This window comes from Bradyrhizobium sp. 6(2017), assembly GCF_011058295.2.
Lineage (GTDB): Bacteria > Pseudomonadota > Alphaproteobacteria > Rhizobiales > Xanthobacteraceae > Bradyrhizobium > Bradyrhizobium septentrionale.
The window spans coordinates 820,629-841,884 of the sequence record NZ_CP049289.2 but is presented as its reverse complement, the minus strand read 5'-3'; the positions used below and the strand labels follow the sequence as shown (position 1 = coordinate 841,884).

Below are 21,256 nucleotides of genomic sequence, written 5' to 3'. Positions count from 1 at the left end.
GCGCGCAGGCCACGGGCCGCGCGGAGAGAAGAATGATCATCCGCCGCCGGGATTTCCTGAGAGCTTCGGCCGCCGCTACGCTCGTGGCCGGCCTGCCCCGGCTTGCGCGCGGCGCCGATACCGCCAGCGTCTACGATCTCGAACGCTTCGGCAACGCCCGCATCCTGCACATGACCGACACGCATGCGCAGCTGAAGCCGGTGTTCTTCCGCGAGCCCAGCGTCAATCTCGGCGTCGGCGCGATGACCGGCCAGCCGCCGCATCTGGTCGGCAAGGCGTTCCTCGACCGGTTCGGCATCCGGCCCGACAGCGCCGACGCCTATGCCTTCACCTGCGTCGAGTTCGAGAAGGCCGCCGGCCGCTTCGGCAAGCTCGGCGGCTTTGCCCATCTGAAGACGCTGGTCGACAAGCTGCGAGCCGATGTCGGCGAGAAGCGCTCGATCCTGCTCGACGGCGGCGACCTCTGGCAGGGCTCAGGGCTCGCCAACGCCATGAACGGCGCCGACATGGTGGGGGCCGCCAATCTGCTCGGCATCGAGGCGATGACCGGGCATTGGGAATTCACCTATGGCGAAGAGGTGCTGCGCGACAATCTCGCCCGCTTCAAGGGTGAGTTCCTGGCGCAGAACGTGTTCCTGACTGAGGAAGCCGCGTTCAACGACGCCAAGGCGTTCGATCCGGCCTCGGGGCGCGTATTCAAGCCGTCTGTCATCAGGGAGATCGGCGGCCACCGCGTCGCGATCATCGGCCAGGCCTTCCCCTATGTGCCGATCGCGCATCCCAAGCGCTTCACGCCGGATTGGAAGTTCGGCATCCGCGACGAGGAGCTGCAAAAGCTGGTCGACGGCCACCGCAACAACGACAAGGTCGAGGCGGTGATCCTGCTGTCGCATAACGGCATGGATGTCGACCTCAAGCTCGCCAGCCGCGTCACCGGCATCGACGTCATCCTCGGCGGCCACACCCATGACGCGATCCCGATCCCGATTACGGTGACCAATGCCGGCGGCGTCACGCTGGTCACCAATGCCGGCTCCAACGGCAAGTTCATCGGCGTGCTCGATCTCGATCTCGCCAAGGGCAAGGTCGCCAATGTCCGCTACCGGCTGCTGCCGGTGTTCGCCGAACTGCTGAAGCCCGATCCGGCGATGCAAACGCTGATCGACAAGATGCGCGACCCGCATGTCGACGACTGGAGCGACAAGCTCGGCACCGCCGACCGCCTGCTCTACCGCCGCGGCAATTTCTCCGGCACCGTCGACCAGCTGATCTGCGACGCGTTGCTCAACGAGCTCAACGCCGAGATCGCGCTGTCGCCGGGTTTCCGCTGGGGCCTAACCGCGCTCGCCGGCCAGCCGCTGACCATGGAAGACGTGCTGTCGGAAACCGCGATCACCTATCCGGAGACCTACGTCGCCACCATGACCGGCAGCCAGATCAAGGATGTGCTGGAAGACGTCTGCGACAATCTGTTCAACGTCGATCCCTACTATCAGCAGGGCGGCGACATGGTCCGCGTCGGCGGCCTCGCCTATGCCTGCACGCCGGGCGAATCCGTCGGCAAGCGCATCTCCGAGCTGAAGCTTGGCAACGGCAAGCATCTCGAAGCCGGCAAGCAGTACAAGGTCGCGGGCTGGGCCTCGGTCAACCAGCAGAGCGGCGCGCCGGTCTGGGAAGTCGTGGCCAAGCACCTGCGCTCCGGCCGGCCGCCGAACCGCGACGAGCCCGGCGTGACGCTGAAGGGCGTCGACGACAACCCGGGCATGACGAAGCTCGGATGACGCGGCGCCCGATCATCGCTGCGCTCGGCCTGACGGCGCTCGCGCTTGCAGCCTCCCTCGCCCGCGCCCAGTTGGCGCCGCTGCAGGACAAGCCGTTCGCCGAGCACAAGATCGTGCTGCAGCTCTCCGACAATGATCCGAGGAAGCAGGGCCTCGTCATCAGCGTCGCCAACAATCTGATGAGGCACTACGACCCCGACAAGGTCGCGGTCGAGATCGTTGCCTTCGGCCCGGGCATCGAGCTGCTCAAGCCCGACAACCCAAACCGCAAGCTGGTGGAAAGCCTGGTCGCGGAGGGCGTGCGGGTCGATATCTGCCTCAACACCGTCGACACGATCGAGCGCGACACCGGCAAGCGGCCGGACTACATCGCCGCCGCCACCCCGGTGCAGGTCGGCGTCGCGCAGATTTTGCTCTTGACCGAGAACGGATACACGCTGGTTCGTCCCTGACGGAGCTGCAGGAGCAGGGCTGGAGCTACGTGCGGCCGTAAGTTCGCTCCCCCCCAATCGCGCATCATACGCCCGTCATCCTGAGGAGCCCGCGCAGCGGGCGTCTCGAAGGATGCACGGCCCCGGTGTCTCCGCGCGCATTTGCTCTCCTCGCGGAAAGACCCGGGCCGTCCACCCTTCGAGACGCCCGCTGCGCGGCTCCTCAGGGTGACGGGACCCGTATCCGCGCGGGGATGGATTTGCTTTGAATCGACCCTATCTATGGAATAATATCCTCCAAGTGACTCGGCCCGGAGAATAGGTAAGCCGTCATGATCTTTCGCCAGCTCTTCGACAGCGTGTCCGGCACCTACAGCTATCTGCTCGCGAGCCGCGCCGGCGGCGAGGCGCTGATCCTCGATCCGGTGCTGGAGAAGGCCGACCGCTACTGCAAGCTGCTGCAGGAACTCGACCTCAGGCTGGTCAAGGCGGTCGACACGCATCTGCATGCCGATCACGTCACCGGCCTTGGCGAGCTGCGCGACCGCACCCAGTGCATCACCATCATGGGCGAGCAGAGCAAGGCCGACGTGGTGTCGATGCGCGTTTCCGACGGCGACAAGGTGACGATCGAGGGTCTTTGCCTCGAGGCGATGTACACGCCCGGCCACACCGATGATTCCTATAGCTATCTGATGGGCGACCGCGTCTTCACCGGCGATACGCTCTTGATCCGCGGCACCGGCCGCACCGATTTCCAGAACGGCAGCGCGCGGGCGCAGTACGATTCGATCTTCAATCGCCTCTTGAGGCTGCCCGAGGAGACGATGGTGTTCCCCGCACATGACTACAAGGGCGACACCGTCTCCACGATCGGCGAGGAGAAGCGCTACAATCCGCGGCTGCAGGTCAAATCGATCGACGACTATGTCGAGCTGATGAACAACCTCAATCTGCCGAACCCGAAGCTGATGGATGTCGTGGTGCCCGCCAACATGCATGTCGGCCTGCACCAGGACGAGCTCGCCAAGGAAGGCCTCTCCCTCAGCGCGCGCGACGCTATCTCGAGCCTCGGCCGGCCCGATATCCTGCTGGTCGATTTGCGCGAGAGCGGCGAAAGGACCAAGCACGGCACGCTCGCGGGCGCACTGCACGCGCCCTATCCCGGGATCTGCGCCACCTTGCAGCCCGGCGGCATGCTGCGCGAAGTCGCCGCCGCGACCGGCCGCCGCGTCGTGTTCTTCTGCGCCTTCGGCGAACGCTCGGCGATGGCGGTGGCCGCCGCGAAGAAGGCGGGACTGATGAACACCGCCCATATCGAAGGCGGTATGGACGCGTGGAAGAAGGCCGGCGGGCCGGTGGTGCACGGTTAGTCACGAGACAAATATCGAACCGTCACCCCCGCGCAACGGCTTCGCCGTTGTCGCTGGAGGTGCGAGCCTTGCGGGGCACTTGCACCGCTGGGCGAGCCTCGAAGGGCGACAGCCCCGCTCTGTCCGCAGCCATTTGGAAATATCGGGGCCGTGCATCCTCCGAGACGCGCTACGCGCTCCTCAGGATGACGGATAACGAGGAGTCACCGCGTCACCCGCTGCAGCTCCGCCGTCAACCGATCCAGCGCATCCGCCAGCATCACGCCGCCGCAGACGGTGAGCCGCTCCGGCAGCACGATGCGCTTGCCCTCCGGATAGAATCGCTCCAGCGCCGGATGCAGCAGGAAGGCGCGGCCGTCGTCCTCGGCGCGATCGCCGGCTTCCGACACCAGGATAAAATCCGGCCGTAGTTTCACGATGGCTTCCAGCGAGGCAAATCCGCCGGCGCTGAAGCCGAGCTCGCCGGCGGCGTTGGAAAGACCCGTTGCCGCCAGCAGCGAGCTGATCAGGCTGCTCTCACCCGACACAAAGCCGCGCCGCTCCAGCGGCAGCACGCGATAATGATGACCATCAGCCACCGCCCGCGCCCGTGCGATCGCCGCATCGAGCCGCGCGATCTCGGCCTCCGCGCGATCCGGATGCTGCAGCACATTGCCCATCGCGCGGATCTGGTCCTTCACCTCGTCCAGCGTGCGCGGCACCGTGAACTCGACGAGGTGTAGCCCCTTCGCCTTCAACAGATCGCGCGTCGCCCGCTTGTCGAATAGGCTGACGACGACAAGGTCGGGCTTGTGCAGCAGAACATCTTCGGCCTCGCCGGACAGCCGCGGAAAGTTTCGCGCCTTCTCGGCGGCCCAGGACTGCCAGGCATCGCGCGAAAAACGGCTCAGCCCGAGGATCTGGTCCGGATCGGCCAGCGACAACACGAGCTGGTCGCTGCAGACATTCATCGAGACGATGCGCGGTCCGGTGGCGGATGAGGCATCGCACGACATCATCCATGCCGCCATTGCCAAGGCTGCGAGACACCGCATGCGCATCACACGTCCGCCCACGGCACGATGACGGCCTCGCGTTGAAATTCGGCGCGGTAGGCGCTGACCCGGAACACGCTGGCGAGGACCGCCTCCGACAATGCTTCCGCAGGCGCGCCTTGCGCCGCCAGCCGGCCCTCCGCCAGAACCAGCACGTGATCGGCAAAGCGCGCGGCGAGCCCGAGATCGTGCGTCACCACGACGACCAGCACGCCGGTGTCGGCGACGTTGCGCAGCTTCTGCATCACGTCGATCTGGTGGCGCGGATCGAGCGACGCGGTCGGCTCGTCGGCGAGGATCACCGGCGCCTCGACCGCCAGCACCCTCGCCAACGCGACGCGGCTGCGCTCGCCGCCGGACAGCTTGGTGACGCGGCGGTCGCTGAATTCAGTGACGTCGACCGCCTGCATCGCCCGCAGCACGGCCTCCATGTCCTTCGGCGACAACCGCGCCGGATCGGTCGCGCCATGCGGATAGCGGCCGAGCGCGACGATGTCGCGCGCCGGCAGCGGCCAATGCACCATGTGCCCCTGCGGCAGATAGGCAAAGCGTTTCGCGCGCTCGCGCAACGATAGCGCCGCCAGCGCATCGCCGCCGATCCGGATCTCGCCATCGGACGGGATCAATCCGGCGAGCGCGCGCAGCAGCGTGGTCTTGCCGGCGCCGTTCGGGCCGACCAGCGCGACCAGATGGCCTGATGCCAGCGACAGCGACACATCGTGCAGCACCTTGCGGCTACCGAGCGACGCATTGAGCGCGATGGCGGAGAGCAGCGTCATGCCACGCCTCCGCCGAGCGCGCGGCGTTCGCGCATGATCAGATAGAGGAAGAACGGCACCCCGATGATCGAGGTCAGCACACCGACCTTGATGTCGGAGGTCGAGGGGATGATGCGCACCGCGATATCGGCCGCGAGCAGCAGCGCCGCGCCGGTGAGCGCGCTCGGCACCAGCAGCCGCGCCGGATCGTGACCGATCAGGGGACGCATCAGATGCGGCGCGAAGAGCCCGATGAAGCCGATCGTGCCGGTGACCGCGACCGCGCCGCCGACGCCGAGCGCAACGCCCGCGATCACGAAGAGCCGCAGCCGCCCGACATCGACGCCGAGGCTCTGCGCCGCCTCCTCGCCGAGCGTCAGCGCACGGAACGCGCTCGCCTGGCTGAGCAGGATCGCGGCACCCGCGATGATGAAGGGCAACGCCAGCGCGACATGCTGAAAGCTGCGGTCCTCGAGCGAGCCGAGCAGCCAGAACGCGATCTCCAGCACCACGAAGGGATTGCTGGAGAGGTTCATCACCAGCGCGGTCGCAGCTCCCGCAAAGCTCGAGATCGCGAGCCCCGCGAGGATCAGAATCAGCAGCCCGGCATTGCGGCCGGCGATCGCGAGCAGCGCGAACACCGAGCCGAACGCGGCGATGATCGCCACCACCGGCAGCGCGTAGGAGCGCACGTCGGCCAGGCCGAGCGCGATCACCAGCACCGCGCCGAACGCCGCCGATTGCGGCGCGCCGAACAGCGACGGCGAGGCCAGCGGATTGCGCAGCAGGCCCTGCAGCGCCGCGCCTGACAGCCCGAGAATGCCGCCGATTGCGAACGCCAGAATGGTGCGCGGCAAACGAATTTCGCGCACGATCACCTGCGCCACGTCGCTGCCGCCGCCGAACAGCGCCTCGGTCACCGCGAGCGGCGACAGCCGCACCGGCCCGATGCCGAGCGAGATCACGCACAGCAGCGCCACAAGCGCGAGCAGCGCCGCGGTGGCGCCCCACCGTCGCCGCGCCGCGACCTCGGCCGCCAAGGCAAAATCCTGCACGCTCATTGGATCCATGCTCTTACAGCGATCGCCGTGGCAGACAAGCGACACTCGATAAAAACCGTGGCCGCCCAGCCATTGCCCGACTTCCGCCGGATTGACTTTGCTGCCCGGCCGAACCCTAGATGAACATGACGGTTCTTTAGCGAGATGAAAAGGGAATGCGGTGCGGGGAAACTTCCCCAAGGCCGCGGCTGCCCCCGCAACTGTATGCGGTGAATCCTTCGTCACAGGCCACTGGGAATCTCGGTCCTGGGAAGGCGACGAAGGGTAACGACCCGCGAGCCAGGAGACCTGCCGTCAGCCGTGGTCACACGCGAAGATGCCGGTCGGGGAGTACAGGCATGAGCTTCACCTGAGGCTGTTAGCACGATGGTGAGACTGGTTCGCGGTGACGTGCCACTGACGTTACCGAGGTCTCGCTTATGCTCACTTTCTCTTTCCATTGGCGGCGCACGCTGCTGCTCGCGACGACGATGCTCGCGCCTGTATTTATTGTCTCCGCCGCGCGGGCGCAGCAGGCGCCTGCTCCCGATCAGCTACCGACCATCGAAGTCACCAAGCCGGGCGATCAGAACGTCACGCGCGCCAGGCCGGCCGCGGACGAAGCGCCGGCGCCGCGCCGCCCGGCGCCGGGCACCGCAGAGAGCACCAATGTGGGCGGCGGAAGCGGATCGGGCACCACAGGGACAGGCACGGCCACCGGAACGGGCGGCACCAGCGGCGGCCGCCAGTTCGCCGGCATTGTCGGATCGTCCTCGGCCCTGATCACGGCCGACGACATCGCGCATTCGCCGGTACAGTCGCTGCCTGAAATCCTCGCGCAGGTGCCGGGCGTGCAGCTGCAAACGCTCTATGGCGGGCCGAACGGCGCCAAGACCGCGGTCGACCTGCGCGGCTTCGGGGCATTCGCCACCGACAACACGCTGTTCCTGCTCAACGGCCGCCGGCTCAACGACGTCGACAAGGCCGGCTTCGACCTCACCACGATCCCGCTCGATTCGATCGCGCGCATCGAGATCACGCGCGGCAACAGCGGCGCCGTGCTCTACGGCGACAATGCGGTGGGCGGCGTCGTCAACATCATCACCAAGACCGGCGTCGGCGGTCCGCCGACGACGATGAGAGCCGAGGCGGGATATGGCTCGTTCAACACCCGCATGGCCGCCGTCTCCGCGGCGCTCAATGCGGGACCGTGGTCCACCTCGTTCTACGGCAACGGCATCAAGTCCGACGGCTACCGCGTCAACAATGCGCTCGACCAGCGCAACGCCGTCGGCAGCATCAACTACACCACGCCCGATCTGACCGCCTTCCTCACCGTCACGGGCAGCGACCAGAAGCTCGGCCTGCCCGGCGGGCGGCTGGTCGATCCGTCGATCGGGATCAACGAGCTGCAAACCGACCGCAGGGGCAGCAGCACGCCGTTCGACTATGCCAACCAGCAGACCGCCAGCGTCACCGCCGGCTTCACCAAGACGCTGATCAACGGCGTCGACCTGATCGTCGACGGCGGCTGGCGGCAGCGCGATACCCAAAGCGGCTTCTTCGGCACGGTACCGACCATCAGCTTCGCCTCGACCTACAACGATGCCGCGCTGGAGACCTGGTCGCTGACGCCGCGGCTCAGCGTCAAGAACGTGATGCTGGGGATGCCGTCGACGATCCTGACCGGCATCGATTATTACGATTCGACGTTCCGTCAGGCACGCGGCGCGTTCCAGGGCGTCGACCCCTTCCACATCTACAATATCGAGCAGCAGAGCGTGGCAGGCTACTGGCAGCACACGCTCGGATTGCTGCCGACCACCGACTTCGCCTATGGTGCACGCGTCCAGAATACCAGCGTCTCGGCGCGTGATCGCTACGACCCGAATGCGCCGTTCGCCTTCGACACGCAGGCGTCGCCGCTCGACAGCAACGAGACGCAATATGCGCTCCATGTCGGCGTCGAGCATCGCTTCACCGACACATTCTCGGTGTTCGGCCGCGCCGCGCGCGCATTCCGCACGCCCGACGTCGACGAGCGCGTCGCATCGGGTCCGTCATTCGACCCGCTGACCTTCCTGCCCATCGCGCAGAATTTTGCGCTCAAGACCCAGACGTCGGAAGACGTCGAGGGCGGCTTCCGGGTCAGGACCAACCGCTTCCAGGTCCAGACCAGCGTCTATCTGATGGATCTCGAGAACGAGATCCATTTCAACCCGGTGCTGTTCTACAACGTCAACCTCGATCCGACCCGCCGCTACGGCTCGGAAACCAGCGCCTCGCTCAAGGTCAGCGACAGCGTGACCTTGCGCGGCGGCATGGCGATCACCCGCGCGGTCTTCCGCGAAGGCATCTGGGCCGGCAACGACGTGCCGCTGGTGTCGCGCTATACCGGCAATGTCGGCGTGACCTGGAATATTTGGCAGAACTATCTGGTGTTCGACGCCACCGCGCGCGCCTGGAGCTCGCGCATCATGGACAACGACCAGGCCAACACCCAGAGCCGGATTCCCGGCAACGCCACCGCCGATATCAAGCTGAGCGGGCAAATTGATCGCTTCTTCTGGTCGCTCAGCGTCAACAACCTGTTCAACGCGCTCTATTACGACTACGCCATCGCGAGCTCGTTCACGGATGGCCGCTTCTCGGCCTATCCGCTCCCGGGCCGCACCTACATGGTGAAGGCCGGCGCAACGTTTTAGAGCGTGATCCGGCGCGGCGGGTGTGACGCCGCAGCGTCGTCTCTCACATTACAAGCGCCAGCAAACTGGGGTAGAATTCCGGCAGCTGATTTAACCCGCGCAGGGGAAACGCATGGGCAAGGCCGGAAAGACGAGCAAGGGCGCCGACAAGCCCAGCAAGAAGTCCGACGAAAAGTCGAAGGCGCCGCCGCCACCCGCCGCGCCGCCGGACGACGAGTATGACGAGGATGGCGACATCGCCACCCCGAAGATCGACCGCTATGGCAATGACGACGAGCCGTTGTAGGACGGACATCATCCACGATGTCGTCCTGGCGAAAGGCAGGACCCATTACCCCTGAAGCACGTTGGCGGGCGAGCTGCGGCCCCAGTCTTCTACCAAACTTGCAGCGGTGGTTATGGGTCCTGGCTTTCGCCAGGACGACGTGAGGCATTGCGAATAAAATCGTCACGCTCGATCTTCTTGATACTGCCGCGATCCAGCAGATGCGCACCGAAGCCGCTGCGCGCCAGCGATGAGGCGATCTGCGGCGATGCCAGCAGCAGCGCCGTGGTCATCGCCAGCGGCGCGGCGCTGAGCCAATCGAGCCGCACCGGCGTCAACTCTTCCGTACTTCCGCGATAGAGACCGTCACCCGCGGCGATGCGGCCGCATTCCCTGATCAGCTCGCGCCTTGTGCCGTCGCGCGACGCGCTGCCGAGCAGCGCCTGCATCGCCAGATGGGTCCGCACGCCGGCGCGGCCGTCCGCCAGCGGAGCCGGCGTCTCGTCAAGCGAGACGCGCAGCAGCAGGTCGACCAGATCGGTGCCGGACCGGTATGCGTTCATGGGCTCAACCAGCCGCGGGTTGCAGTCGATCAAAAGCGGCGTTGCGCTGTCGAGCGGCATGATGACATCGACCGACAGCGCGCCGTGCCAGCCAAGATGCGCGCCGATGGTCTCGAGCGCGGCGCGGATCGCCGGCCGGCTCACGCTCTCCTTGATCGCCTCGCCGCCGCCGACGCCGGCTGCGATCTGACGGTAGGCGTGGAAGGCAATGAGAGTGCCGCGGCAAAACACCGACTGGGCCTTCTCGACGGTGCCGGTGATGAGGTCTTGCGCCAGCACCTCGCCGGCAAAATCGCCTGCGGATTCGAGATCGTAGAGCGCGCGATGGAGATCGCTGGCGTCGCGCACAAACCAGATACCACGGCTGGCAGTGCCGATCGACGTCTTGACCACGGAGGGAAACCGCAGGCCGTCGCGCAGCTCATCGACCGAGTTCACGATCCGGGTCGGCGGCTGCGGCAGGCCGAGCTGGTCGAGCAGACGGCTGAAGCCGGCCTTGCTGTGCACGGCGCGATAGCTGGCGAAATCCGGCAGCGCCAGGCCGGCGCGCAGCTGCAATCGATCCTGGGCGCGGGCGAACAGAAAGCCCTGTTCATGGGTCGGCAGCAGCACATCGAAATGCCGCGACGCCAACAGACGCTCGACGAAGCGCAGGAAGCCGGCCGGATCGGTGCGCAGCGGCGGACAATGGTGGTACTTGCGGACAAAGCGGGAATAGCGCGCCAGGCACCAGCGCGAGGGATCGCAGATTTCGACGTGATGGCCGGCCAGCCCCAGGATCGTGATCGCCTCGCGGCCGGAGGTGCTGGAGCCCTCTGACACGAGCACCCGGAGCGGCTTTTTGGCGTCGATCATGACCGATCATCGCCGCGCCGCCACGCTTTGTCGCCGCCATTAATGCCGCATGTGTCGATCCGGCACGCCCACTCCGGGGGCAGCCATGCAGGCGCGTTCATGGACAATTAGCGGCCAGCCTCTATTTTCGGCGCGCCCTGCCGGGCGTTGGGAAAAGGGTTGTCTCAAAAATGGTCGACGTTCTGGCCGCACCGCAGCAAGCGAGAGCCGACAGCGCGGTGCGCACGCTGACGGGGATTTCGGTGGCCCATTGGGTCAGCCATTTCCATATCTTCGTGCTGCCGATGCTGTTCCCGTTCCTGAAGCAGCAGCTCGGCGTCGGCTATGTCGAGCTCGGCCTGGCGCTGACGGTGTTCGCGGTGGTCTCCGGCCTGACCCAGGCGCCGATCGGCTACCTCGCCGACCATATCGGCGCGCGCAAGATCCTGCTGATCGGGCTGACCATCGGCGGCTGTGCGCTGATCGGGCTCGGCCTGCATCTCAGCTATCCCTCGCTGATCGTCTGCGCCGTGCTGCTTGGGCTTGCCAACAGCGTCTATCATCCGGCTAACTACGCGATCCTCTCGGCCCATATGGACGAGGCGCGGATGGGCCGCGCCTTCTCGATCCACACCTTTGCCGGCTTCCTCGGCGGCGCGGTCGCGCCCGCGATCATGGCGGCGCTGGTCGCCTCGATCGGCGGCCTCGGCGCACTGATCGTGGCCGGCGCGGTCGGTCCGCTGGTGGCGCTGTTCCTGATCGTGCTCGGCATTCCCGATGCCGGCGCCAACAGGAACAAGGCCAAGGACCACGCCTCACAGAAGACGAGCGTGATCACGCCGGCGCTGATGGTGCTGACCGCGTTCTTCACGCTGCTCAGCCTGTCGACCTCGGGCATCAACAATTTTGGCGTGGTGGCGCTGATGGGCGGTTACGGCGCGTCGTTCTCGACCGCCAATATCGCGCTGACCGCGTTCCTCGGCGCCAGCGCCGCCGGCGTGCTGGCGGGCGGCTATCTCGCCGACTGGACCCATCGTCACAGCCAGGTCGCGGCGGCCTGCTTTGCGATCAATGCCGCGCTCGTCCTGCTGATCGCGCTGATGGACCTGCCGCCTGTCGCGCTCACGCTGGCGATGGGGCTCGCCGGATTCCTTGGCGGCGTGATCGCGCCGTCCCGCGACATGATGGTGCGCAACGCCGCGCCTCCCGGCGCCGCCGGCCGCGCCTTCGGCATCGTCTCCACCGGCTTCAACTTCGGCGGCATCGTCAGCCCGCTGCTGTTCGGCTGGATCATGGACCAGCACATGCCGCATTGGGTGTTCGGCGCCTCGGTGGGCTTCATGGTGCTGACCGTGCTGCTTGCGCTGGTCACCGAGCGCAAGCCGCAGGCCTCCGAGGCTACAATCCGGGCGTAGCCCCGCTAGGCAACCCCGCAGGATCGCTCCGCCCCGCGAACTGCCAACAATCGCCGTTTGTTGACGGGATTTCCCACCATAACGACTGGTGCCTGCCGCCTGGGAGGACTAGCTTAATTGTGACTCTTCCGAACCGGGGGAGGTTGCTGTGCTTTCAGAGAAATTTTTTCTCTTTCTTGAAACACTCATGAGCCACGCCGACGACGACAATCCGGTCGTGGTCAGCAGCGTGCCGCATATTCCGATTACTCAGGAAACAGCTTTGCGCGACGCTGAAGCCGGCGCGTCGTCGGAGCCCGTTTCGCCCGATGACGAAGTCCGACCTCCGATGCCCTGATGGCGCGGTGGACTCACCGCGCATCGAGCTAGCCTCCAGGAAGAGGCGCGGCCGATGACTGCCGCTGCCAAACTCACCGGCCCCAGAATGCCGGCGTCGTCTTGAACCGCCGCCAACTCTTGCGCAGCGTCTTCGCCACCGCGATCTGATCGCGGGCCAGCCAGCCGGCCATCGCGCCGATGCCGAGATGAAGCGCAGGCTGGTCGTCCTGCCGGATGGCATGGAGCAGCGTGCGCGTGCTTCCGATGTCGCACACCCGCCCGAGACTGGCCTGCAGCCCGGCGAGCCGCTTCACGTAGCGCTTCGCCGGCGCGTGCGCGGCATAAAGCGGCAGGAAGAATTCCGCCGCATAGCGCAGCTTCTTGAGGTTGATTCTGAGATTGTGCTGCGCATGGATATCGAGCCGCCGGAAGCGCGCCCCACGCTTCAACGTCTTGCGATGCAATCGTTCCAGGATTTTGTCGGCGAGCACGGGCATTGGTTGCGACAGGACGGCCAGCGCTTCGCTGTCGATCTCGTTGCGCCAGCTGCGGCGTTCCACCACCTGCCCCAGCGAGAGCAGGAAGCGGCTGCAACGGGGATCGGCCAGAACGCCATGCAAGGCGCCGTAGCTCGACTTCCGCTGCTGTTCGACCGCCTGGCGGAGGCCATCCAGGTCGATATCCGGAGCCGCGCCGGCCAGGCGGGCGATCGTCTCCTTGGCGAAGACGTCCCAATCCCGGGCCCGGCCGAGTTGCCGCATCAGCCATTGTGCTTCGGTGTTGACCGCCAGAAATGCCGGCGACGGAATGTCGCGCCGGAACAGCGCACAGATCGTCCGCAAGCGCCGCAGGGCCACCCGCATCTGGTGCACGCCTTCGGGGTCCGATCCCTGCTCGGCCACCGCGTGGTTTTTCAAAAGATGATGCCAGCAGGAGCCCACCAGCAGTGCGATGACGTCGTCGACCACAAGCTCCGCCGTGATGCCTGACAACTCGGCTTTTGCTGCCGATGGCGCGACATCAAACGCAAGCGCATAGCCGCGTTCCGCCTTGCTGCGCGTGCCAATCTGCAGCGGCGCAGCGTCGAGCAGCTGCGCTCCGAGATCGAACAGGACGCCGGCATTGCCGCTCTTCAGTTCAAGCTCGATTTCCGACAGGACCTCCTGGCGCGCATCGGCCTCGATCGTCCCCTCATCGAATGCGACTTCAACCGACGCATCGGGCAGATCGAGCTGCCGCGCGTGCCGGCGCACCTTGGTCGCGAAAACCGCCACCAGCGCGTCGTTGCTCAGCGCCGCCACGGGATCGCCGACCTCGTCGACGGGGAGTCGCGCCAGATCAGGGGCGATGCCTTCAACCGGCGCTTCCCATTGGCGTCGCATCAGAGGCTGCGCGCCATTCGGTGAAAGCTTCAGCGTCTGGATGAAGGTCTTGCCGCTGCGTCGCACGCGCAAGGACATGCCATGCTGAAACAGCAGTCGCTCCGGCGTGTCGTAATAGACCGTTTCAAGCCGGTGAAACGCGCCGCGATTGCGCGCATGCTGCACGATGCAGGGTGCCTCGCGCAGTTTTTCGAGGCTTCCTTGCGGCGCAAGCAGCTTGAGTTCGATTTCCGCCTGATCGCCATGCCCGACGGCAATGGCACTGCCCGCATCAATCACGACCGGCTGCCGCTCATTCAATGATATCGCCCCCAGCTTGGTGTATGAAGGTTTCATGACAATGACAAGGCATATCCCTTGCACGGCAGCGTGCATTGCCACGAATTGTGCCTGAACTCACGCGGTGAAGTTGAAGTGGGTTGCGCCGCCATCCAAGGGCGAGAAACGCGCGCCACGCGTTTTCGATGCTTGTTCATCCAACGCAAGCAACAGGTTCCAGGATATCAGGCCGGGACCGCGAGCCCGCGCGCCTGACGCGCGATGCATTGTGCACGCGACGCGGTCAGCCCGACCGCCGCGACAGTACCTGTTTGAGCAGCGGCTCGATCCGCGACAGCTCGTCGAGATGAACCGCAGACAGTTCGGCGAGATGATCGGCCGCAAGGCCGGTTAGTTTCAGCAGCACTCGCCGCTGGTCGGCGGGATCGAGCACGCGCTCGACCAATCCGGCCTCGGACAGCCGGTCGACCAGCTCGACCGTGGTATGGTGACGCAGCCGCAACCGCTCGGCCAGATCGCCGATCGTGACCGGCCCGCCGCCGGAATATCCCTTGATCGCCAGCAGGGCCTGATGCTGCCGCGGCGTCAGCCCCTCGGCCTTCGCGGCGTCCTGGCTGAACTCCAGAAAACACCGGATCAGATAGCGAAACTGCGACAGCGCCTCGTAATCGGCCTGGCTGGGAACCCGCTTCCGGTTCCTGGCCGGCGATTTCGCAGGCCTTTTCAACGCTGCCATTCGATGTCTCCCGCTTGTAATTATATCGCAATGCGATATGACGCCCGGCGTCCACTTCGTCAGAGCCTTACGCCACCCATGAGCGTCATTTCCACCAAATCGAGCGCCTCCGCCGACAACGCCTCCAAGATCGGCGACAAGGCCAGTCACCTTCTGAGCGATTTCACCACCGATCCGCGGGTCGTGGTGATCTCGGCGATCGCCGTGTTTGTCGCCGGCGCCGGCGTGCTGGCCGGGGCGGGACTGCTGCAACTGATCAAGCTCGCCACCAACATCGCCTATTTCGGCCGGTTCAGCTTCGCCGATCTGAAATTGCAGGATTCGCCGCTCGGTCTCTGGACCGTGCTGGTGCCGGTCGCGGGCGCGCTGATCATCGGCCTGATGGCGCGCTTCGGCAGCGAGAAGATCCGCGGCCACGGCATTCCGGAGGCCATCGAGGCGATTCTGCTCGGCCGTTCCCGGCTCGACCCCAAAGTGGCGATCCTCAAGCCATTGTCGTCGGCGGTGTCGATCGGCACCGGCGGTCCGTTCGGCGCCGAGGGCCCGATCATCATGACCGGCGGCGCGATCGGCTCGCTGATCGCGCAGATGCTTCCGGTGACGGACAACGAGCGCAAGACCCTGCTGGTGGCTGGCGCCGCCGCCGGCATGACCACGGTGTTCGGCACACCGATCGCCGCGATCATGCTCGCCGTCGAACTGCTGCTGTTCGAGTGGACGCCGCGCAGCTTCATTCCCGTCACCGTCGCCGCCGTGGTGGCCGCGGTCGGACGCACCTTCCTGCACATGCCGGCGCCGCTGTTCCCGTTCACGGGCGGCGTCGACATCTCGGTGCTGCAGCTCGGCGCCTGGATGCTGATCGGAATCCTCTCGGGGCTGCTGTCAGGCGTGCTCACTCAGCTGGTTTATGGCTGCGAGGACATTTTCCTGAAGCTGCCGATCCACTGGATGTGGTGGCCGCTGATGGGCGGCCTGGTCGTGGGCCTCGGCGGGCTCATCGAACCCCAAGCGCTCGGTGTCGGCTATGACAATCTTGCCGCAATGCTGAGCGGCGAGGTGGTGCTGAAGGCCGCACTGCTGCTGCTCGTGGTGAAGGCCGTGATCTGGTCGGTCGCGCTCGGCTCGGGCACGTCGGGCGGCGTGCTGGCGCCGCTGCTCATCATGGGCGGCGCGATGGGAACGGTGCTGAGCGGCTATTTGCCTGCCGCGAGCCCCGGCTTCTGGGCGCTGCTGGCGATGGCGGCGACGATGGGCGGCACTATGCGCTCGCCCTTGACCGCGACCTTCTTCGCCGTCGAGCTCACCGGCAACACCCATGTGCTGCTGCCGCTGATCGCGGCCTGCGGCACCGCGCATGGCGTCACGGTGCTTTTGATGCGGCGGTCGATCCTGACGGAGAAGGTCGCGCGGCGCGGCCATCATCTGGTGCGCGAGTACCGCGTCGATCCCTTCGCGCTGACGCGCGTGCGCGACGTGATGACCAAGGCGGTCGAGACCGTTTCCGACACCATGACGCTGCACGGCGCGGCAGCCTTCCTGACCAACCCGAAGACCGGTCATCCGAGCTTTCCGGTCGTCGATGCCAACCATCACGTGCTCGGGGTGATCGACCCGCCGTCCGTGCTGCGCTGGCGCCGCGCCGGCAAGCATCGCACCACGACGCTGAGCCAGCTGCTGGCGGGGAGCAAGATCACCGTCGCCTATCCCGATGAATATCTCGACCGGCTCGCCGACCGCCTGATGCAGGTCAACGTCTCGCATCTGCCGGTGATCTCGCGCGACGATCAGCGCCTGGTCGGCTATATCGGCTGGAAGGACCTCATGCGGGTGCGCGCCAGGCTGCAGGCCGAGGAGACCCAGAAGACAGCCTTCTTCGGCGCCCGCTAGGTTTGCACGCGGCTGCCGCGGCGGCGGTCATCGACCCGTCGCGGAACAAATTTCCGCCGGGCGGTCGCATTCGATCCTCGCTGGCAAATCGTCGCCAGCGCATCCCAGAGCTTCATCGGCGATGGTTGACAGCATCAAGGGGGCACCCATGATGCCGGCAACCAAGAACAGCCTCGGGATGACACGCCATGACCTCGACCCCAGACCTCGTGATCCGCGGCGGCACCATCGCCGACGGCAAGGGCGGTGACCTCTATGAAGCCGATGTCGCGATCTCTGGCGGCAAGATCACCGAAGTCGGCAAGGTCTCCGCAAAAGGCAGGGAAGAGATCGACGCCAAGGGCAAGCTGGTCGCGCCCGGCTTCGTCGACGTCCACACCCATTACGACGGTCAGGTGACCTGGAGCCAGGACATCACGCCGTCGTCGCAGAACGGCGTCACCACGGCGATCATGGGCAATTGCGGCGTCGGCTTCGCGCCGTGCCGGCCGAGCGATCACGTCAGGCTGATCCAGCTGATGGAAGGCGTCGAGGATATCCCGGAGCCGGTGCTGAGCGCCGGCATTCCCTGGGCATGGGAAAGCTTCCCCGACTACATGGAGTGGCTGTCGAAGCGCAGCTTCGACATGGACATCGGCGCACAGCTGCCGCATGCGGCGCTGCGCGTCTATGTGATGGGCGAGCGCGGCGCGCGCCGCGATCCCGCAACGCCTGACGACAACAAGGCGATGGCGGCGCTCGCCGGCGACGCAGTACGATCAGGCGCGCTGGGTTTCTCGACCTCGCGCACGCTCAACCACCGCACCTCGACAGGTGACTACACGCCGACCTTGAAAGCCGGCGAAGATGAATTGACCGCGATCGCCGGCGCGATGCACGGCGTCGGCCGCAGCGTGCTGCAATTCGTGCTCGACCAGAGCACCGTGCACGAAGATCTGCCGATGATGCTGCGGGTCGCTGAAAACACAAAGTGCCCGATCTCGTTTTCGGTGGCGCAGGCCGACAAGGCGCCGCGGCGCTGGCGGCAGACCATGGACACCATCAACGAAGCCGCCGCGCGCGGCCTGTCGATCACGACCCAGATCGCCGCGCGGCCGGTCGGGCTATTGCTCGGGCTGGAATTGTCGCGCAACCCGTTCCAGACCCATCCGAGCTACCGTGCCATTGCAAAGCTGCCGCTGGCCGAACGGCTGACCCATCTGCGCCGGCCCGAGGTGCGCGCAGCGATCCTGAGCGAAAGCGCGACGGCGACTGACGATCCGCTGTTCTTCCGGCCGAACTACGACAAGATGTATCTGTTGGGCAATCCGCCGGACTATGAGCAGCCGCCGGAGAACGCGCTCGGCCCGCAGGCGCGGCGCCAGGGCCGGCAGCCGGAAGAGCTCGCCTATGACGCGATGCTGACCGACGAGGGCCGCGGGATGCTCTATGTGCCGTTCCTGAATTATGCCGACGGCAATCTCGATGCCGTGCATGAGATGCTGCGCGAGCCGAGCGCCGTGCCCGGCCTGTCCGATGGCGGCGCGCATTGCGGCATCATCTGCGACGCCAGCTTCCCGACCTATCTGCTGACGCACTGGACGCGGGACCGCAGCCGCGGCGAGAAGCTCTCGATCCCGTTCGTGATCGCGGCGCAGTCGCGCAAGACCGCGCTGTCGGTCGGCCTGCATGATCGCGGCGTGATCGCCCCTGGCTTCAAGGCCGACGTCAACGTGATCGATTACGACCGCCTGCATCTGCATCCGCCGAAGGTGCATTACGACCTTCCGGTCGGCGGCCGCCGCCTGCTGCAGCAGGTCGACGGCTACGACGCCACCATCGTGTCCGGCGTGGTGACCCAGCGCGAAGGCAAGGCCACCGGCGCGCGACCGGGCAAGCTCGTGCGCGGCGCGCAGCGGTTGAACTGACAAAAGGCCGTCGCGGCAAACTCCCGCCTCTCCCCTTGTGGGAGAGGCCGGATTTCGCGCGTCAGCGGGAAATCCGGGTGAATGGTTTGCCTCAGCGAACTCAGTCCCTTGAGAGACCGCAACCCCTCACCCGGATCGCATTGCGCTCCGCTGCATGCGATCCGGCCTCTCCCACAAGGGGAGAGGCGAAGTGGAGCGAGTTGCTAGAGCCGCCCCGCCTTACGTCGGCGACATCGCGCCTTTGATCGTGCCCGCCGGCTGCGCCGTGCCCGTCAGCCGCGCGCGCTCGGTGTTGGGCCACAGCAGCAGCAATCCGAGCACGCCCGAGCCCACCATGATCGCGGCGTTGATGGTGAAGCCGGTCATGTAGCCCGCCATCGGCGTGGCGGCGTGCTGGATCACGTTGCCCATCACCATCGGCGCCAGGATGCCGGAGATGGTGTACAGCGCGCCGTAGATCGCGATCACGGCGCCGCGCTGCGACACCGGCGTGAACTCGCCGAGCATCGGCGGGCACACCACATAGATCGAGCCGCACAGGCCGGAGCCGATCACCAGGAGCGCGATCATCAGCCCGCCCGGCGGCGCATAGGGCAGCGTCGCGAGAATGCAGCCGCCGACGATCAAGGGCGTCGCGCCGAGCACGCCGCGCGCGCCGCGGGTGGTGAAGCCGCGCGCCAGCATCAGCTGCGAAATCCACCCCGTCAGCAGCACGATGGTCGCGCCGAAGATCCAGGGCAGGATCGAGACGAAGCCGGCCTGCTGCTGCGAAAAGCCGAGTCCTTCGATGATGAAGGAGGTGAACCAGGTCAGCCCGAGCGACAGCGCCCAATAGGCGCCGAAGGTCGCGACCACGCAGCCGATGAAGGTGCGCGAGGTCAGGAGCTTCCTGTAGGGAATCCGCTGCTCGTCGGCGACGGCGGCCGCTGTCGACACCAGCGGCCCTTCCTTGCCGAACGCGAACCAGGCGACGGTCCAGATCAGGCCGACGATGCCGAGCGCGCCGAAGGCGTGATGCCAGCTGTGATTGACGATGATCCAGTTCAGCGCGGGCACCGCGAGGATCACGCCGAACGCCGAGCCCTGCGACAGGATCGCGGTCGGCAGCGTGCGCTTCTCATCCGGAAACCATTTGTAGATAGCGTGCGCGGCGACCGCGAAGGCCGGTCCCTCGCCGGCACCGAGGATGATGCGGCAGATCACCAGCGTCGTGTAGCTGACGGTGCCGATCATCGGAAATTGCGCCAGCGACCAGATCACCGCCAGGATCAGCAGCACCCAGCGCGTATCGACGCGGTTGACGATGAAGCCGACCACGATCGCCGAGATCGAGAACAGGATGAAGAAGGCCGAGCCGAGATCGCCGAATTGCTCCGGGGTGAGACCCATCTCCTTGCGGATCGGTACGCCGGCGAGCCCGACCACGATCTTGTCCGCAAAGTTCACCACCATGAACAGGAACAGCAGGAAGGTGATTGTCCAGGCGCCTTTGGGCGTCCCCTTCGACATCCCTCCGGGCGTCGGTTGCGTGGTCATGTCTGGCTCCCCGTCGTTTCGTTTTTTGGCTTCGTAAAATCGGCCCCAATTGGCGATGCTAGCCACGCCTCGCCGAGCAACGCAACAACGCATTTTCCCGGGGTCGCACGCCCCGGCGCGCCGCTAACGGCCCGATCACGATCGCGTCGTCACGCCCGTGAAGCGGTGATCTGTCATGTCCTCCCTGCTATGTTCGGGGCCAACGAAAAGCCCGGGGTTATTTCATGAACAAATCGATCCTACGCGCGGCCGCCTGCGTTGCACTTGTGTCCGCCGCGCTGCTCGCCGTGCCTCAAGTCCGCGCACAGGATGCGGCCGCTCCCGACTATGCGGCAATCGTCGCCGCGCCCGACCGCAGCGATGCGGATCGCCAGGTCGACCAGCGCCGCCAGCCGGCCAAGATGCTCGCCTTTGCCGGCGTCAAGCCCGGCATGACCATCCTCGACATGGCGGCGAGCGCCGGCTACAGCACCGAACTGTTGGCGCGCACCGTCGCCCCGTCGGGCAAGGTCTACGCGCAGGATTCCGCAGCCGTCCTCGAGCGCTTCGTGAAGGACAAGTTCGACATTCGCGCGAAGGCGCCCGCGATGAAGAACGTCGTCCATGTGGTGCGGGACTATGACGACCCGATCCCGCCCGAGGCCCAAAACCTCGACATGATCACCTTCTTCTTTTTCTATCACGACATCACCTATCTGCCGGTCGACCGCGCCGCGATGAACAAGAAGATGTTCGCCGCGCTCAAGCCGGGCGGCTTTCTGGTGATCGCCGACCACTCGGCCAAGCCGGGCGACGGCACCAATGTCGCCAAGACGCTGCACCGGATCGAGGAGAGCACGTTGAAGCAGGAGATCGAGGCCGCCGGCTTCAAGCTGGTGGCCGAGGGCGATTTCCTGCATCATGCGGAGGACCCCAAGGACATTCCCGTCTTCAAGGCACCGGTGCCGATCGACGAGTTCGTCCTGAAATACCAGAAGCCTTGAATGAGGCACGGCCATCGCTTCATCTGACC

The 21,256-nt window shown here is 66.0% G+C and carries 17 protein-coding genes and 1 riboswitch; of the genes, 10 read left to right on the top strand and 7 right to left on the bottom strand.

The window, feature by feature from the left end; genetic code table 11:
- Positions 1 to 32 precede the first annotated feature (32 nt).
- The 3 genes from soxB to G6P99_RS03895 all read left to right on the top strand — a co-directional run bounded on the left by soxB (position 33) and on the right by G6P99_RS03895 (position 3,585).
- The gene (gene soxB, locus G6P99_RS03905) at positions 33 to 1,781 is read left to right on the top strand and encodes a thiosulfohydrolase SoxB (protein WP_029083586.1); all 1,749 of its coding nucleotides are present in this window, start codon (positions 33 to 35) and stop codon (positions 1,779 to 1,781) included.
- On the top strand, positions 1,778 to 2,233 hold the full coding sequence (locus tag G6P99_RS03900; RefSeq protein ID WP_029083585.1) for a hypothetical protein: 456 nt from the start codon (positions 1,778 to 1,780) through the stop codon (positions 2,231 to 2,233). The genes soxB and G6P99_RS03900 overlap by 4 nt, the downstream gene beginning before the upstream one ends.
- Positions 2,234 to 2,544: 311 nt before the next feature.
- The gene (locus tag G6P99_RS03895) at positions 2,545 to 3,585 is read left to right on the top strand and encodes an MBL fold metallo-hydrolase (protein ID WP_165127324.1); all 1,041 of its coding nucleotides are present in this window, start codon (positions 2,545 to 2,547) and stop codon (positions 3,583 to 3,585) included.
- Positions 3,586 to 3,788: 203 nt separating this feature from the next.
- On the opposite strand, the gene G6P99_RS03890 is transcribed toward G6P99_RS03895, so the two are convergent.
- The 3 genes from G6P99_RS03890 to G6P99_RS03880 are packed head-to-tail and all read right to left on the bottom strand — an operon-like array spanning position 3,789 to position 6,438.
- Positions 3,789 to 4,583 carry an ABC transporter substrate-binding protein gene (locus tag G6P99_RS03890; RefSeq protein WP_334261920.1) on the bottom strand — a complete coding sequence of 265 codons (795 nt, stop codon included), beginning with the start codon at positions 4,581 to 4,583 and terminating at the stop codon, positions 3,789 to 3,791.
- A 41-nt stretch (positions 4,584 to 4,624) separates the two neighbouring features.
- Complete coding sequence (locus tag G6P99_RS03885) at positions 4,625 to 5,398, bottom strand: ABC transporter ATP-binding protein (protein ID WP_165127322.1); 774 nt, start codon at positions 5,396 to 5,398, stop codon at positions 4,625 to 4,627.
- A complete protein-coding gene (locus G6P99_RS03880) occupies positions 5,395 to 6,438 on the bottom strand; it encodes a FecCD family ABC transporter permease (RefSeq protein WP_029083581.1) in 1,044 nt (347 codons plus the stop codon). The genes G6P99_RS03885 and G6P99_RS03880 overlap by 4 nt, the downstream gene beginning before the upstream one ends.
- Positions 6,439 to 6,550: 112 nt before the next feature.
- Positions 6,551 to 6,748: riboswitch (cobalamin riboswitch) on the top strand.
- Between the two features lie 109 nt (positions 6,749 to 6,857).
- Here G6P99_RS03880 and G6P99_RS03875 point away from each other — a divergent pair.
- Together G6P99_RS03875 and G6P99_RS03870 are read left to right on the top strand one after the other, a co-directional pair.
- Complete coding sequence (locus tag G6P99_RS03875; protein ID WP_165127320.1) at positions 6,858 to 9,122, top strand: TonB-dependent receptor; 2,265 nt, start codon at positions 6,858 to 6,860, stop codon at positions 9,120 to 9,122.
- A gap of 112 nt (positions 9,123 to 9,234) precedes the next feature.
- Positions 9,235 to 9,408 (top strand): hypothetical protein, encoded by a 174-nt coding sequence (locus G6P99_RS03870; protein WP_165127318.1) that lies wholly within the window; start codon positions 9,235 to 9,237, stop codon positions 9,406 to 9,408.
- 110 nt (positions 9,409 to 9,518) lie between these two features.
- Here the strand turns inward: G6P99_RS03870 and G6P99_RS03865 are convergent, their stop codons facing one another.
- Positions 9,519 to 10,805: a hypothetical protein gene (locus G6P99_RS03865; protein WP_035977726.1), complete on the bottom strand. Its 1,287-nt coding sequence runs from the start codon at positions 10,803 to 10,805 to the stop codon at positions 9,519 to 9,521.
- A gap of 170 nt (positions 10,806 to 10,975) precedes the next feature.
- On the opposite strand from G6P99_RS03865, the gene G6P99_RS03860 reads away from it, so the two are divergent.
- Entirely contained in the window at positions 10,976 to 12,199 is a 1,224-nt protein-coding gene (locus G6P99_RS03860) for an MFS transporter (protein WP_029083579.1), read from the top strand.
- A gap of 148 nt (positions 12,200 to 12,347) precedes the next feature.
- Positions 12,348 to 12,536: a hypothetical protein gene (locus G6P99_RS03855; protein ID WP_156928535.1), complete on the top strand. Its 189-nt coding sequence runs from the start codon at positions 12,348 to 12,350 to the stop codon at positions 12,534 to 12,536.
- Positions 12,537 to 12,609: 73 nt separating this feature from the next.
- Here the strand turns inward: G6P99_RS03855 and G6P99_RS03850 are convergent, their stop codons facing one another.
- Together G6P99_RS03850 and G6P99_RS03845 are read right to left on the bottom strand one after the other, a co-directional pair.
- Positions 12,610 to 14,199 (bottom strand): CHAD domain-containing protein, encoded by a 1,590-nt coding sequence (locus tag G6P99_RS03850; protein WP_334261919.1) that lies wholly within the window; start codon positions 14,197 to 14,199, stop codon positions 12,610 to 12,612.
- Between the two features lie 262 nt (positions 14,200 to 14,461).
- Complete coding sequence (locus G6P99_RS03845; RefSeq protein WP_165127314.1) at positions 14,462 to 14,914, bottom strand: MarR family winged helix-turn-helix transcriptional regulator; 453 nt, start codon at positions 14,912 to 14,914, stop codon at positions 14,462 to 14,464.
- A 78-nt stretch (positions 14,915 to 14,992) separates the two neighbouring features.
- On the opposite strand from G6P99_RS03845, the gene G6P99_RS03840 reads away from it, so the two are divergent.
- A complete protein-coding gene (locus G6P99_RS03840) occupies positions 14,993 to 16,801 on the top strand; it encodes a chloride channel protein (protein ID WP_165127312.1) in 1,809 nt (602 codons plus the stop codon).
- A gap of 188 nt (positions 16,802 to 16,989) precedes the next feature.
- Entirely contained in the window at positions 16,990 to 18,708 is a 1,719-nt protein-coding gene (locus tag G6P99_RS03835) for an N-acyl-D-amino-acid deacylase family protein (RefSeq protein WP_029080434.1), read from the top strand.
- A gap of 219 nt (positions 18,709 to 18,927) precedes the next feature.
- Here G6P99_RS03835 and G6P99_RS03830 read toward each other — a convergent pair whose 3' ends face one another.
- Entirely contained in the window at positions 18,928 to 20,244 is a 1,317-nt protein-coding gene (locus tag G6P99_RS03830; RefSeq protein WP_029080435.1) for an MFS transporter, read from the bottom strand.
- A 224-nt stretch (positions 20,245 to 20,468) separates the two neighbouring features.
- Between G6P99_RS03830 and G6P99_RS03825 the strand changes: the two genes are divergently transcribed.
- Positions 20,469 to 21,227 (top strand): class I SAM-dependent methyltransferase, encoded by a 759-nt coding sequence (locus tag G6P99_RS03825; protein ID WP_029080436.1) that lies wholly within the window; start codon positions 20,469 to 20,471, stop codon positions 21,225 to 21,227.
- The last annotated feature ends 29 nt before the right edge of the window (positions 21,228 to 21,256 follow it).